The 14,296-nt window shown below is 65.7% G+C and carries 10 protein-coding genes; all 10 read right to left on the reverse strand.

All coding sequences use genetic code 11. From position 1 onward, the window contains the following. Nucleotides 1-4: 4 nt before the first annotated feature. On the reverse strand, nt 5-1,222 hold the full coding sequence (locus KO538_RS07770; protein ID WP_219327946.1) for an acetate/propionate family kinase: 1,218 nt from the start codon (nt 1,220-1,222) through the stop codon (nt 5-7). Next, complete coding sequence (locus KO538_RS07775) at nt 1,219-2,634, reverse strand: bifunctional enoyl-CoA hydratase/phosphate acetyltransferase (RefSeq protein ID WP_219327947.1); 1,416 nt, start codon at nt 2,632-2,634, stop codon at nt 1,219-1,221. Before KO538_RS07775 ends, KO538_RS07770 begins: the two co-directional genes overlap by 4 nt. Nucleotides 2,635-2,643: 9 nt before the next feature. After that, nucleotides 2,644-4,908, reverse strand: coding sequence for a DUF3141 domain-containing protein (locus tag KO538_RS07780; RefSeq protein ID WP_219327948.1), 2,265 nt, complete (start codon nt 4,906-4,908; stop codon nt 2,644-2,646). A gap of 47 nt (nt 4,909-4,955) precedes the next feature. After that, complete coding sequence (locus KO538_RS07785; RefSeq protein ID WP_219327949.1) at nt 4,956-6,080, reverse strand: ABC transporter permease; 1,125 nt, start codon at nt 6,078-6,080, stop codon at nt 4,956-4,958. A gap of 1 nt (nt 6,081) precedes the next feature. After that, nucleotides 6,082-8,826, reverse strand: a complete 2,745-nt coding sequence (gene rbbA / locus KO538_RS07790) for a ribosome-associated ATPase/putative transporter RbbA (RefSeq protein WP_219327950.1) — start codon at nt 8,824-8,826, stop codon at nt 6,082-6,084. A gap of 2 nt (nt 8,827-8,828) precedes the next feature. Further along, nucleotides 8,829-9,902, reverse strand: a complete 1,074-nt coding sequence (locus KO538_RS07795) for an HlyD family secretion protein (RefSeq protein WP_219327951.1) — start codon at nt 9,900-9,902, stop codon at nt 8,829-8,831. An 18-nt stretch (nt 9,903-9,920) separates the two neighbouring features. After that, entirely contained in the window at nt 9,921-11,369 is a 1,449-nt protein-coding gene (locus tag KO538_RS07800; protein WP_219328151.1) for an efflux transporter outer membrane subunit, read from the reverse strand. Between the two features lie 10 nt (nt 11,370-11,379). Further along, on the reverse strand, nt 11,380-12,162 hold the full coding sequence (fabI, locus tag KO538_RS07805; protein ID WP_219327952.1) for an enoyl-ACP reductase FabI: 783 nt from the start codon (nt 12,160-12,162) through the stop codon (nt 11,380-11,382). Next, nucleotides 12,159-12,344, reverse strand: a complete 186-nt coding sequence (locus tag KO538_RS07810; protein ID WP_128141876.1) for a hypothetical protein — start codon at nt 12,342-12,344, stop codon at nt 12,159-12,161. The genes fabI and KO538_RS07810 overlap by 4 nt, the downstream gene beginning before the upstream one ends. A 426-nt stretch (nt 12,345-12,770) precedes the next feature. Then, nucleotides 12,771-14,213 carry an IgA Peptidase M64 gene (locus tag KO538_RS07815; RefSeq protein ID WP_219327953.1) on the reverse strand — a complete coding sequence of 481 codons (1,443 nt, stop codon included), beginning with the start codon at nt 14,211-14,213 and terminating at the stop codon, nt 12,771-12,773. Between the last annotated feature and the right edge of the window lie 83 nt (nt 14,214-14,296).

Raw genomic sequence — 14,296 nt, forward strand, 5'->3', positions numbered from 1 at the left:
TTCCTCATGCGCCCACGGCCAGCGCCGCGTGGCGGGCAGCCACCCATTCCTCGTTGGCCGGCTCCACGCCCACGACAATGCGGCTGGCATCGGTGGAGATACGGCTGGCATTGCGCGCATTGGCCTCCCCGTCGAGCACGGGGCCGATAAACCCCAGCTCGTCGCAGATGCGCTGGCGCAGCTCAGCGCTGTGTTCGCCGATACCGGCCGTAAACACCAGCATGTCCAACCCACCGAGCACGGCCGTCAGGGCGCCGATCTCGCGCACGATGCGGCGGATATATAAAGCCAGCGCGGCGCGGATGCGCTCGCCCGTGGCATCCTGCCGGTCCTGCTGCGCCAGCAAGACCGGCGGGTCGGCCGACACGCCCGATACGCCCAGCAAGCCCGACTCGTGGTACAGCACGTGCGCCACTTTTTCCAGCGACAGTTTTTCGATCTCCATCAGGTAGATCACGGCGCCCGGATCGAGCGAACCGCAGCGCGTGCCCATCATCAGGCCATCGAGCGCCGAAAAGCCCATGGTGGTGGCCACGCTGTGCAAATTCTCCATCGCGCACAGGCTGGCGCCGCTGCCCAAGTGAGCCACGATGACCTTGCCGCGCGCGACGGCGCCAAAACGCTGCTCCAGCACCAGCGACTGGTATTCGTATGACAGGCCGTGGAAACCGTAGCGACGCAAGCCCCGCTCCCACGCATCGTAAGGCAGGGCCAGCATCTGCTCGACCTGCGGCACCGTGTGGTGGAAGGCCGTGTCGAAGCACGCCACCTGGGCGATGTCGGGCCGCGATTCGAGCAGCACTTCGATGGCTTCCAGCGCGAACGGCTGGTGCAGGGGCGCGAGCGGCACATAACTTTTCAGGTCGGCCAGCACGGCAAAATCGATGCGCACGGGGGCGAAATACTTGCTGCCGCCATGCACCACGCGGTGCGCCACGGCGCGCAAGGGGCGCCCGTCCAGCTGCGCCACCACTTGTGCGCGGATGTATTCGAGCGCCGCATGATGCGGCTGCTGCGGATCGAGCTGCAGGGCGACGGCAGGCAGGCCGCCGGCGCGGTAGGTGGCGTTTTCGCGGCCGATGCCTTCGACCTTGCCGCTCCATTGCGCCTGCTGCGGCAGCACGCCGCCCGCCTGCTCAAACAGGGCGAACTTGATGCTCGACGAACCGCAATTGAGCACGAGGATCAGGGCGCCATCGGCATGTGTGATTGGTGCGTTCATGGCGGCGTGCTCCGGTAATGGTTGGCCAGCATCACGGCGATGGCGCACGAGGCGATGCGGCTGGCGCGCGAGTCGGCGCGGCTGGTGAGGATGACGGGAATTTTCGCGCCCAGCACGATGCCGGCGCTGTCCGCGTCGCCCATGTATTCGAGCTGCTTGGCCAGCATGTTGCCGCTTTCCAGGTCGGGCACCAGCAGGATATCGGCGCGGCCCGCCACTTCCGAGACGATGCCCTTGACGGTGGCGGCGGCGATCGACACGGCATTGTCAAAAGCCAGCGGGCCATCGAGGATGGCGCCCGTGATCTGGCCACGGTCGGCCATCTTGCACAGGGCGGCCGCGTCCAGGGTGGCGGGCATGTCCGCATTCACCGTTTCCACGGCAGCCAGGATGGCCACGCGCGGACAGGCCACGCCGATCACGTGGGCCAGGTCAATGGCGTTGCGCACGATGTCGGCCTTCATGGCCAGGTTGGGCGCGATATTGATGGCCGCATCCGTGATGATGAAGGGACGCGGATACGCGGGCGTCTGCATCAGGAAGCAGTGGCTGATGCGCCGCTTGGTGCGCAGCCCGGCGCTGGCCGACAGCACGGCCGACATCAGTTCATCCGTGTGCAGGCTGCCCTTCATCAAGGCTTCCACTTCGCCCTTGCCCGCCAGTTCGGCACCGCGCGCGGCGGCCGCATGGCTATGCTCGACATCCTCGATGGCGATACCTTCCAGGCTCAGGCCAGCCTCCAACGCCACCGCTTCCAGGCGCGCGCGCGGCGCCACCAGCACGGGCGTGATCAGGCCGGCCGCATGCGCGTCGAGCGCGCCGGACAGACTCAGTTCATCGCAAGGGTGGATCACGGCCACCCTGATCGGTCCCAGAGTGCGCGCGTGCTCGAGCAGGCGCCGCGTGCCGTCGCCGTTATGCAGGCGCACTTCGGGCAAGGTGGCGCGCGCCCGCTCGATCTGCTCGGCGGGTGCGATCACCTGCGCCTCGCCCTCAAGCACCACGGCGCCAAGCTGGTTGACGCAGCGGCAAGCCAGCGTCACGTGGCGGCTGCGCGGCTCGAGCGCCGTGACGGTGACGCTGATGGCCAGGGTATCGCCCACGCGCACCGGTTGCAAAAAGCGCAGAGTCTGCCCCGTGTAGACGGTGCCGGCGCCGGGCAGGCGCGTGCCCAGCACGGCGGAAATGAGGGACGCGCCCCACATGCCGTGGGCGATCACGCCCTGGTAGCGGGTGGCGGCGGCAAATTCCGTATCGAGGTGCTGCGGGTTGTCATCGCCCGACATCACCGCGAACAGGGCGATATCGTCCATGCTCAGGGTGCGCGTGATGCTGGCCGTGTCGCCGATGGCGATCTGGTCGAAGGTGCGGTTGCGTACGATATTCAAATCATCGTCTTGGGAAGTAGTCATCGTGGTCTTCTATACAGGGGTAATGTGTTTGGCCGGTTTGGCTTTCGGGCCGACAGCGGATGTGCGCGCGTCCGGCGGCAGCGCCTTCGCCTGTGCCTTGACCGCGCGGTCGAAAACATCGAGCATCTGCTGCAGGCTCGCTTCCTCGTCCGGCGTCGGCGCCTCGGGCACTTGCAGCACTTGCTGCAGCCACTCGGCCAGCGCACCGATGTCGTCAGGGTCGGCGCGCGACAGCAAGGCCGGCAAGGCGGTGATGGCCGCATCGAAATCATGCAGCATCAGGCGTGCCTGCTGGCGCACGATACCGCGGAACTCCTCCATGCCGACGTCCTGCCGGTATTGCGGCTTGATCAGTTTGAGGGCCAGGTTGACCCTGCGCTCGTCGGCGATCATGCGGAAGCGGTAGATATAGAACAGCGCGCGCACGGCCGCTTCCACCAGGCCGCCCCGCTGCATGTCCTCGTCCATCTTGCGCGTTTCGCAGCGCACGTATTCGCAATGCTCGGGCGAGATGCCGGGATGGGGACGCGGCGGCGTCGTATCGCCGATGGCCTGTCCCGTCAGCGCCTGCACCAGCGGCGAACCGTACACCAGGTCGAAGGTGGTTTCCTGTACCGTATCGCGCCAGTCGCGCCAGCCGTTCAAGCCGGCCGTGATGGCGCCGGAGATCGCTTCCTGCATGGCCAGCAGCGGATTGTCGGGCGCTACCGGCTGGCGGTGGGCGCGCACTTTTTCCGCCTCCCTGGCCACCAGCCTGGCCAGCGGATTGTGGTCGGTCCAGCGCTCGTACGACACGCGCAGCGGGTGTGCCAGCTGCAGGAAGCGCGCCGTCTGCGGCGTGACCATGGCGCGCACCCACGGCTGCGCAAACGTGCGGTACAGGGCCAGGTTCACTTCGGACACGCGCGCGGCGGCGGCGAATTTGCGGTCGTTTTCCACGCTCGGCTGCACGATGGCGCGCACGTCGTCGATGCCGCGGTGCTCGACCTGCAGCACGTAGTCGCCGCTGGCCAGGTCGGCGTTCGGGGTGTCGGGCGTCTTGTCGACGATCCGCGCTTCGTAGATACCGGCCGGCAGCAGGTTGATCAAGTCGATATTGCTGGCGAATTTCTGGTGTTCCTTGTGCCCCACCTTGGCCGATACAAAGATGCCCAGGTGGCCGATGCTGTCATGCACGGCGTAGACGATGGTCTGGTCGTGCATCAGCACGTCCTTGTCGTCGCGGTACAGGTCCGTGATCCAGCCCAGCGCCTGCGGCGGCGGCGTGATGTTGTCGCCATTCGAGCAGAACACGACGATGGGCGAACGGATATTGCGCAAGTCCAGGCGTACGCCGTCGGAAGTGATCAATTCGGCCGTGGCCAGGCGGTTGCCGATGAACAGATTGTCGACGATGTACTGCATCTCGACGTCGTTGAGGAAGACGTGGCCGCCCCAGTATTTTTCAAATTCCAGGTAACGGGGCGCTTCCGTATCAATGTTCGCGTACAAGTTGTACTGCTTGCTCCACAGCGTGTTGGCCGGGTTGAGCTTCTCGAAATTTTGCACCAGGCTGGCGCCGTCGAAGCGGCCGTTGCCCAGGTCGCCCGCCAGCGCCGTGGCCCAGCTGCCGCCCATCAGGCCGCCCGCGTAGCGCATCGGATTGCGGCCATGCCAGCCGGCCCAGTACGAGACGGGCGCGCCTGCCACGATGATGGGACCGAACAATTCCGGGCGCATGGCCGCCGTCATGAGGATTTGCCAGCCCGCCTGGCAATTGCCGATGACGACGGGTTTCCCCTCGCTGTGCGGATGCAGGGCGATGACTTTTTCCAGGAAGGCCGCCTCGGCGTGCATCACGTCTTCCACCGTCTGTCCCGGCACGGGATCGGGCAGGAAGCCGATGAAGTAGCATGGATGGCCTGCGCGCAGGGCCACGCCGATCTCGCTCTCGGCCTTGAAGCCGCCGATGCCGGGACCATGGCCGGCGCGCGGATCGACGACGACGAAGGGCCGCTTCGATGGATCAGGTTCGGGCGCATCGGGCGTCAGGATGCGCGCCAGGCCGTAGTTGACGGGACGCGCCAGTTCCAGGCCCGACATCACCAGTTCGGCGGGGAAGTCGAGCACGTTCGGCACTTCCTCGGCCATGTGTTCCTGGTACTGGTTGCCGCGCCGGCGCATCACGTCCGCGTACAGCACGATGCGCTGCCACGAATCGCGCGCATAGTCGCCCAGCACGCCCAGCGACGGCAAGCCGCCGGTGGAGAAAAATGGTGCAGCTTCGGTTTTCATGGCTATCCTTTTCATGCAAAAAACGCCGGACCATTCCGGCGCGGGAGCTACGCCATCTGGCTGATGGTCTTGCGAAAACGGGCAAGGGCAAACGTGAACAGGGCCGTGCCGATGGCCAGCAGGGCCAGGAACGGTTTCCACACCACGTCGATGCCGGCGCCCCGGTACAGGATCGCCTGGCTCAATTCGACGAAATGCGTGGTCGGGGCGATCAGCATGATGTTCTGCACCAGTTCAGGCATGCTTTCGCGCGGCGTGCTGCCGCCCGAAAGCATCTGCAGCGGCAGCAGCACGAGGATCAAGAGCATGCCGAACTGCGGCATGCTGCGCGCCACGGTGGCGAGGAAAATACCCATCGACGTGGTGGCGAACAGGTGCAGCGCGGCGCCGCACAGGAACAGCGCGATCGAGCCTTCGATGGGCACGTGCAGCATGCCGCGCACCACGAGGTTCAGCGACAAGGCGGCGGCCAGCAGCACCACGAGGCCCATCGACCATACCTTGCCCAGCATGATTTCGGCAGGCGTCACGGGCATCACCAGCAAGTGCTCGATGGTGCCGTGTTCGCGCTCGCGGATCAGCGCCGCGCCCGTCAAAATGATCGACAGCATCGTCACCTGGTTGATGAGCTCCATCAGCGAGCCAAACCAGGCCTGGCTCAGCGACGGGTTGAAGCGCGCGCGCATCACCAGCTCCACGGGCGAGACGGTTGCGCCCCGGTAGCGCTTGGCGAATTCCGATATCTCGCCGGCGACGATCTGCTGGATGTAGCCGCTGCCGCTGAAGGCCTGGCTCATGCGCGTGGCGTCCACGTTCAGCTGCAGTTCCGCCTGGCGCCCGCCCAGTACGTCGGCCTGCAGCTTGGGCGGAATCGTCAGCACGAAGGTGCACTGGCCCGCGTCGAGGCCCGCGTCAACCTGGCTCTGATTGATCATGGCCGGCGGCGTGAACTGGGGCGGAAAAAAGGCCGAGGCGATGCGTCCGGACAGCGGCGAGCCATCCTCGTCGACGATGGCGATCGACGCCATGTGCAGGGTTTCCGGCTTGGCCGTGGCGGCCACGTAGATCGCCAAAGTAAACGTGTAGAGGATCAGGATCAGCATCATCGGGTCGCGGATCAGGCTCCAGATTTCCTTCACGCCCAGGCGGTAGATGTTTTCAAGGTGGCGCATATCAGCTCTCCTGCTTCTTCAGCAGCGCCACGGTCACGCCGAGGATCACGGGGATGGCGATGATCAATGGCCAGAACGAGGCGTGCAGGTCGCCCAGTCCCAGCGCCTTGTTGAACACGCCGCGGCTGATATTGAGCATGTGCGTGGCCGGGTACATCAGGCCGATGGCCTTGCCCACGCCTTCCATCGACGAAACGGGATTGAGCAGGCCTGAAAACTGGATGGCCGGGATCATGGTGCCGATCATGGTCACGAACAGCGCCGCGATCTGGCTGCGCGTAAACGTCGAGGCGAACAGGCCGATGCCGGTAGCGCAGATATTGAAGATGAAGGTGGCGCCGATCAGGGTCGCCAAGCTGCCCTTGACCGGCACGCCGAAGGCGGTCACCGCCAGCAGCGCCATGAGAAGGAAGTTGAACATGGCCAGCACGACGTAGGGCACCTGCTTGCCAAGCAAGAATTCCAGGCGCGTGACGGGCGTCACGTACAGGTTGATGATGGAACCCAGTTCCTTTTCGCGCACGACGGACAGCGCCGCCAGCATGGCCGGCAGCATCAGCAGCAGCAAGGGAATCACGGCCGGCACCATGGCGGGCAGGCTTTTCACGTCGGGGTTGTAGCGGTAGCGCGTCTGGATGGCGACGGGGTTGCTCATCGTGATGCCATAGCGGTGCAAGGCCTGGTCGGCCAGCCACAGCTGATGCATGCCCTGCACGTAGCCTTGCACGGTTTCCGCGCGCATCGGCATGGCGCCGTCGATCCACGCGCCCACCTGGGCAGGAGCGCCGCGCTGCACGTCGCGCGCGAAGCCGGGCGGGATCTCGATGGCCAGCGACAGTTCGCCGCTACGCATGCGCTTGTCGATATCGGCATAGTCGCGCAGCGGTGCTCTCTCGATAAAATAGCGCGAGCCGGCCAGGTTGTTCGTGTAATTATGGCTCAACGTGGTCTGGTCGTGGTCGAGCACCGCGTAACTCAAGTCTTCCACATCGAGGCTGATGCCGAAGCCGATGACGAACAGCAGCAGCACGGAGCCGCCCAGCGCCAGGGTCAGGCGCACGGGATCGCGGCGCAATTCCAAAGTTTCGCGCCACATGTAGCTGAGCATGCGGCCCAGGCTGAAACGGCTGCGCCTACGCTCCTGTTGCGGTGCGACCGCTTCCGCCTTCTGCACGGGCGCCTCGCTTTCCTGCGCCGCCGGCGCCGTGCCGCCGCCCGCCTCTTCCAGGTAGGCGATGAAAGCCGCTTCCAGCGAGGGCGCGCCCTTCTTGCGCACCAGTTCGGCCGGCGCATCGCTGACCAGCACTTTCCCCGCATGCATCAGCGAGATACGGTCGCAGCGCTCGGCCTCGTTCATGAAGTGGGTGGAAATGAAGATGGTGACGTGGTCGCGCCGCGCCAGCTCGATCATCAGGCGCCAGAAATTGTCGCGCGCGATCGGGTCAACGCCGGACGTCGGTTCGTCGAGGATCAGCATTTCCGGCTTGTGCACCATGGCCACTGCCAAGGACAACCGCTGGCGTATGCCCAGCGGCAGGCTATCGGGCAAGTCGTCCATCACAGCGCGCAAGTCGAAGCGCTGCGCCATCTCGTCGATGCGCGCAGGTATCTCGCCCTCTGGCACGTGGAACAGGCGCGCGTGCAGCACGAGGTTCTGGCGTACCGTCAGTTCGCTGTACAGCGAGAACGCCTGCGACATGTAGCCGACCCGGCGGCGCGTATCGATGTCGCTGGAATCGACCTGCTTGCCGAATAGCCAGGCCTTGCCCTCGGTCGCCGGCAGCAAGCCCGTGAGCATCTTCATGGTGGTCGACTTGCCGCAGCCGTTCGAGCCCAGAAAGCCGAAGATTTCGCCGCGGCCGATGCGGAAATTCACATGGTCGACGGCCGTAAAATCGCCGAAGCGCATGGTCAGGTCCTGCGCCTCGATGGCGACGTCCTGCGCGCTGGCGGCATCGAGCGGCGTGATGACGACGGGCTGGTGGCCCGCGCGCTTCGCTTCGGGCAGCAGCTTGATGAAGGCCGCTTCCAGGTTGCCGCTGTCCGTGCGCGCCAGCAGTTCGGCCGGCGTGCCCGTATCGAGCACCTTGCCGTCATCCATGGCCACCAGCCAATCGAAGCGCTGCGCCTCGTCCATGTAGGCCGTGGCCACCATCACGCTCATTTGCGGGCGCTGCACGCGGATGCCGGCGATCAGGTCCCAGAACTGGGCGCGCGCCAGCGGATCGACGCCGGTGGTCGGCTCGTCGAGAATCAGCAGGTCGGGATCGTGGATCAGCGCGCAGCACAGGCCCAGCTTCTGCTTCATGCCGCCCGACAGCTTGCCCGCCGGGCGCGCAAGGAACGGCTGCAAGCCCGTGCTGCGGGTCAGCTGGTCGATGCGGCGGCGGCGCTCGGCCGCGTCGTGGCCGAACAGACGCGCGAAAAACTGCAGGTTTTCCTCGACCGACAGGGTCGGATACAGATTCTTGCCCAGGCCTTGCGGCATGTAGGCGATGCGCGGGCAGACGTCGTCGCGGTGGCGCGCATCGCGCATGTCGCCGCCCAGCGCCATCACTGTGCCCTGCTGCACGGCGCGCGCGCCGGCCACCAGCGACAGCAAACTCGATTTGCCCACACCATCGGGGCCGATCAAGCCCACCATGCGACCGGCCGGCACATCGAGGTCAATGCCGTCCAGCGCCACCGTCTTGCCGTAATGCTGGCTGACGCCGCGAATGCTGACGACAGAATTGTTCACGTCCATGGTCACTGCGGGACCTTCGCCGTCAATTCAGCGGGCCAGGCCTGCTTGTTATCGAGACGCACCCAGGCCACGCCGGGCAAGCCCACTTTCACCAGCGCCAGATGCTTTTGCAGCAGCTCCCGGCTGATCTGCGCTTTCACGCGGAACATCAGCTTCTGGCGTTCGCTGGCCGTTTCCACGGTTTTTGGCGTGAACTGCGCGCTGGCGGCGACAAACGAGATCGTCGCGGGAATCACGTACTGGGGTGCCGCGTCGAGGATGATGCGCACTTCGCCGCCCAGCGCCACCTTGCCGGCCGCCGTCTCGGGCAGGAAGAAAGTCATGTAGACGTCCGACAGGTCGACCAGGTTGAGCACCTTGCCGCCGCCGGCCAGCACTTCGCCCTGCTGCGCCACCAGGTATTGCACGCGGCCGTCGCGCGGCGCCGCCAGCTGGCCATCGGCCAGGTCGGCATCGATGCGCGCCGTCGTCGCCTCGGCCGCCACGACGGCGGAACGCGAGCCGACCACCTGCGCCTTGGCCGCGTCGATGGCCGCCTGCGCCGCCGTCACCTGCGCCCTGGCCGCATTCAGGGCGGCGGCCACGCTGCGCACGCGGGCGCGGTCGTCATCGAGTTCCTGCACCGAGGACGCGCCTTCTTTGGACAGGGTTTCGGAACGGGCCAGGCGGCGCTTGGCCGCATCGAGTTCGCTTTCGCGCTGCGCCACCATGGCCAGCGCGGCCGCCTTGTCGCTCTCGCGCACGGCCACCTGCGCCTGCGCGCCGACCACCGCATCGGATGCCTGCTGCTGGCGCGCGCGCGCCTCGTCGCGCTGGGCCGCCAGCGAGTCCACCTGCATGGTGGCCAGCGGCTGGCCCGCCTTGACGAAGTCGCCTTCGCGCACGAGGATCTCCTTGACCCGGCCGGCCAGCTTGGTGGCGACGTCGATTTCCGTCGCTTCGATGCGGCCATTGCCGCTGACAAAACCTTCGCCAGGACCGGTGGGACGCATTTTTTGCCAGGCCACATAGCCCAGCACGAGAACGGCCACGACGAGCGCCGCGGGGATGAGTTTTTTCTTCAGTTGAGCATTCATGGTATCGGGGCGATCAAATTAGTGGGTGGAAGCGGCGGCGGCGGCGACGGGCGCGCCGCCGCCCAGGGCCGCATACAGGCTGACTTGGCTCGAGAGCAGAGCGCGGCGCGTCTGCACCAGCTGCTGCTCCACCGTCAGCAGGTCGCGCTGCGCGTCGAGCACCTCCAGGTAGGGCGCGGCGCCATTGTCGTAGCGCAGCTTGGCCAGGCGTGCCCGTTCGCTCTGCGCGGCCAACGTCGTCTTGCCGATGTCAACCTGCAGCGCCAGCCAGCGCCGGTTCGACAGCGCGTCGGCCACTTCGCGGAACGCGCCCTGCACGCTCTTTTCGTAATTGGCCACGGCCACGTCGCGGCGCACCTCGGCCAGTTCCATATTGGCGCGCAAACGGCCCGCGTCAAAGATCGGCAGCACCAGGCGCGGCGCGAGATTCCAGGCGCCGCTGCCCGAGTCGAACAAACCGTTCAATTCCGCGCTGGCCGTGCCGTAGGCGGCCGTCAGTGAAATCGTCGGGAAGAAGGCGGCGCGCGCGGCGCCGATATTGGCTTGCGCGGCACGCAACTGGTGTTCGGCCGCGATCAGGTCGGGGCGCTGCGTGAGCAAGGCCGAGGGCAAGCCCGCATGCAGCGGCTGCAGCACGTTGGCGTCGTCGAAGCGGCGCACCTCAGCAGCCACCGGCGTCAGATCGACGGGGCCGCCCACTAGCTGGGCCAGCGCGTGCGCCTGCACGGCGCGCGCCTGTTCCAGCTGGGCCGACAGCGAGAGGGCCTGGCTAAGCAGGGTTTCCACCTGCGTCAGGTCCAGCTTGGAAATCGATCCCACTTCAAAACGGCGGGTGAAGATGCGCAGCGATTCGGCGCGGCTGTCGACCGTGGCGCGCGCCAGTTCCACCCTTTCGTCGAGTTCGCGCAAGCCCAGGTAGCCATTGGCCACCTGCGCGACGAGGGCCACGCCGACGGCGCGGCGCGCCTCGTCGCTGGCCAGCAGGGTTTGCAGCGCGCTGTCTTTCAGGCTGCGCACCCTGCCCCAGAAATCGAGTTCCCAGGCGCTCACGTTCAAGCCCGCCTGGTACTGCGCGCTGGTCATGGCGCGGCCCGTCGGACTCAGATCATCTGGCACGCGTGCGCGGCTGCCCGAGGCGCCCAGCGCGATGGTGGGAAATTGCTCCGCGCGCTGGATGCCATACGCGGCGCGCGCCTCTTCCACGCGCAGGGCGGCAATCCGGATGTCGCGGTTGCTGGCCAGCGCCTGCGCAATGAGCGCCTGCAGGCGCGGGTCGGCAAAGTAGCTTTGCCAGGCGACGTCGGGCGCGTGCGCGCCGGCCGGATCGGTTTCCGGATACTGCGCCGCCACGGGCAGCGGCGGTGGCGCATACGGCGGCGCCATCGAGGCGCAGCCGGCCAGGGCCAGCGTGGCTGCCAGGGCGGCCAGCATGGCGCGGTGTGGCAAGGTAAAAACAGCCATGGTCATCATCTTCCAGTCAATTCAGAATGTTGTAGCCGCCATCGACGTACAGGGTGCCGCCCGTGATGGCACGCGCGCCGTCGCCGGCGAGGAAGGCGCACAGCGCGCCCACGTCCTCGATGGTGGCCAGGCGGCGCATGGGCGAACGTTCGATGGCGTCGGCCATCAGGCGGTCGAAATGGGCGATGCCGGAAGCGGCCCGCGTTTCCAGTGGCCCCGGCGAAATGGCGTTGACTCTGATGCCTTGCGGGCCCAGTTCGGCGGCCAGGTAACGCACGGACGCTTCCAGCGCCGCCTTCACGGGCCCCATCAGGCCGTAGTCGGCGATGACTTCCTCGGCGCCCAGATAACTCATGGTCATCAAGCTGCCGCCGTCCGGCATCAGCGGTTCGGCCAGTTTCGCCATGCGCATGAAGGAGTGGCAGGAGACATCCATCGCCTGCGCAAAACCGTCGGCGGAACTGTCCGTCACGCGACCATGCAAATCGTGTTTCGGCGCATAGGCGATGGAATGGACGACGAAGTCGATGCGTCCCCATTGCCGTTCGATCTGCGCGAACAGCGCCTCCAATTGACCCGGCACGGCCACGTCGAGCGGCGCCATGATCGACGCCTGCACTTGCTGCGCCAGCGGTTCCACGTGCGTTCTCGCCTTGTCATTGAGCCAGGTGATGGCCAGTTCCGCGCCGGCCGCGCGCAGGGCGCTGGCACAGCCCCAGGCGATGCTTTGCGCGTTGGCGATGCCCACCACTAGGCCCCGCTTGCCCTGCAAAGGCAGCTGCTGCAAGGGGGCCGTCATGCCGGGACTGGACGCAGGGCGGGCCACGGCGTGGCCGCATGCACGCTACGCACGGCGCCGGCGCGCATGGCGGCGGCGCACATGGCCAGGGTAACGCCGCCAGCACGCGCATACGGCAAGGCAATCGGAGTGTGGGGATGGAGGGTACTGCACGCGTCAGGCGCGGGGGTCTGCATCTTCATGAATCGGCTTCCGTCACTGAAATTCGAGGCCGGCACCAGTGCATTCTCGGGGAACTGGTACAGGGCGAAAATTACTCTACAGCATTTAGATACGTGATTCGCGATGAGTCCGGTCCGCATGCTTATCGTTTTGAGCTAGGTCAACTATAAGTGCGATTGCGGCAATGCAACATTGATATACATCAAATTCTACATCAATATTATTTAAATGAACTAATTGACAAGCAAGCGAATCGCAGTGCTTGTTTGACAACATCGTGGGGCTGGCGCACAGAAAATCGGCCGCACAAAAAGAAGGGGGATTGCCTGGGAAACAAGCGGTGGGGCGACTTGGCGCGCGGCGCCAGGCGGGAAGCGGGAAAAATCAGGGCCATGCTATTGCGATGCAACATGGCCCCATGCACTACTGAAATGACAGGAGCGGCCTTATTTGCCTGGCGCCGGGGCAGGACGCGAATACAAATCGATGATGGTGCTGATGCCATCCTGGCATACGGAGCAGAACGTCTCGCTGCGGTCGAACATGATGCACTGCATCTCGGGCCGGTAATAGCCGGACGATTCGTAGTGCGCGCCTTCGAAGGCGCCCACCGCATGGCGCTGCGGCGCCTTCGAGAACAGCTGCTGCGTGTACGCCAGGTCGGCCTTGAACAAGGTGCTCATTTCGCTTTCCGGGCGGTTGGCCGCGCGCAAAGCCGCGCGCTGCTTCTGGTATTCGCGCGCATGGCTGTCGTACGCCTCCTTCGGCCATGGCGTCGGCAGCGGCGTGCCCGCCTTCACATGGTTTTTCCATTTCAGCTTGGCCGGATCGCGCAGCGCCGTGGCGTTCGGTTCCCACGGTTCCTGGCGCTCGCCATTCGATTGATAGGCCACGGGCGAAGTGTAGTACTCGTCGGCCAGGCCGGCGAAATGGTGGCCGAATTCGTGCACGAACAGGTAGTTGGCCCAGTCGCTGTTGGCCGCCGCCGTGCTGAACTGGCCGAAGATGCCGCCACCGCCGTAGGTATCGTTATTGACGAGGATTTCGATGAATTCATACGGCGCGTACTGCGCCAGGTCGCGCAATGCGCGGTTGTCCGTCGTCAGCACGTAACGCTCGCTGCCGAAGATATCGTAGCGCGTGCCCAAGGGCGACGCATGATGCACGCCCGTCGAAGGACGCGACACGCCCGACTCCAGCGTCGGCACGGCCATGGCCCACACATTGAAGTCATTGGCCCGCTCGCGGAACGGCGACACCGTGAAAAGATGCTCGGCCAATTTGCGCGCCGTCGCTTCGAACTTGGCCATTTCGGCCGCCGTATAGCCATCGCCCATGATCAAGAGGTCGACCTTGTCGCTGGAAGGTCCACTGATGCGGATCGGGATCGGCTTGACGGGCGCCGGCGGCTGCTTGCGTATCACGTCCTGCGCCGCCGGATCAACGTCCGTGCTCCACACAATGGAAAACAGGCCGCGCTCGTCGCGCTTGAGGATGCGCACGCGCACGGGCTGCTCGGGCTGCGGGAAGCGCACGGATTCCTGGAACGCGCGCGTGGTGGTTTTCGCTTCATCCGTGCTGGCCCATTCGCCGAAGATGGTGGAAAAACCGCGCGAATACAGCACCTTGCCCGACTTGATGTCGACCACTTCCAGCATATTGTTGCCGCGGTTGCTGTCATCGATGGGGCGCGCCAGGTTGCCCGCCCATGGCAGGGGCTCGACCAGCACGCGCTCGACCGCATAATGCTCGCCCAGCGCATTGCCGCTGTGCTGGTAATCGAGGCGCATGGTGGCCGGCTGGGCGGCACTGGCCGCTTGCGCGGCAGGGGCGATGCCGGCGGCCAGCGCCAGCGCGCAAAGGAAGGATCGAATCGGGGTCTGCTGCATGTCATTCCTAAAACGGTAGAAAAACAGGTGAAGGGATCGGTTTTCCAAACAATCGGCGGGCCTGCCGGCAGGCGCGGGGAAAA

The organism is Janthinobacterium sp. NKUCC08_JDC, assembly GCF_019345575.1.
GTDB classification, from domain to species: domain Bacteria; phylum Pseudomonadota; class Gammaproteobacteria; order Burkholderiales; family Burkholderiaceae_D; genus Janthinobacterium; species Janthinobacterium aestuarii.

Coding starts and splice junctions, on each gene's coding strand:
- KO538_RS07770 (WP_219327946.1), bottom strand. CDS start 1,222: ATGAACGCACCAATCACACATGCCGATGGCGCCCTGATCCTCGTGCTC.
- KO538_RS07775 (WP_219327947.1), bottom strand. CDS start 2,634: ATGACTACTTCCCAAGACGATGATTTGAATATCGTACGCAACCGCACC.
- KO538_RS07780 (WP_219327948.1), bottom strand. CDS start 4,908: ATGAAAACCGAAGCTGCACCATTTTTCTCCACCGGCGGCTTGCCGTCG.
- KO538_RS07785 (WP_219327949.1), bottom strand. CDS start 6,080: ATGCGCCACCTTGAAAACATCTACCGCCTGGGCGTGAAGGAAATCTGG.
- rbbA (WP_219327950.1), bottom strand. CDS start 8,826: ATGGACGTGAACAATTCTGTCGTCAGCATTCGCGGCGTCAGCCAGCAT.
- KO538_RS07795 (WP_219327951.1), bottom strand. CDS start 9,902: ATGAATGCTCAACTGAAGAAAAAACTCATCCCCGCGGCGCTCGTCGTG.
- KO538_RS07800 (WP_219328151.1), bottom strand. CDS start 11,369: ATGACCATGGCTGTTTTTACCTTGCCACACCGCGCCATGCTGGCCGCC.
- fabI (WP_219327952.1), bottom strand. CDS start 12,162: ATGACGGCCCCCTTGCAGCAGCTGCCTTTGCAGGGCAAGCGGGGCCTA.
- KO538_RS07810 (WP_128141876.1), bottom strand. CDS start 12,344: ATGAAGATGCAGACCCCCGCGCCTGACGCGTGCAGTACCCTCCATCCC.
- KO538_RS07815 (WP_219327953.1), bottom strand. CDS start 14,213: ATGCAGCAGACCCCGATTCGATCCTTCCTTTGCGCGCTGGCGCTGGCC.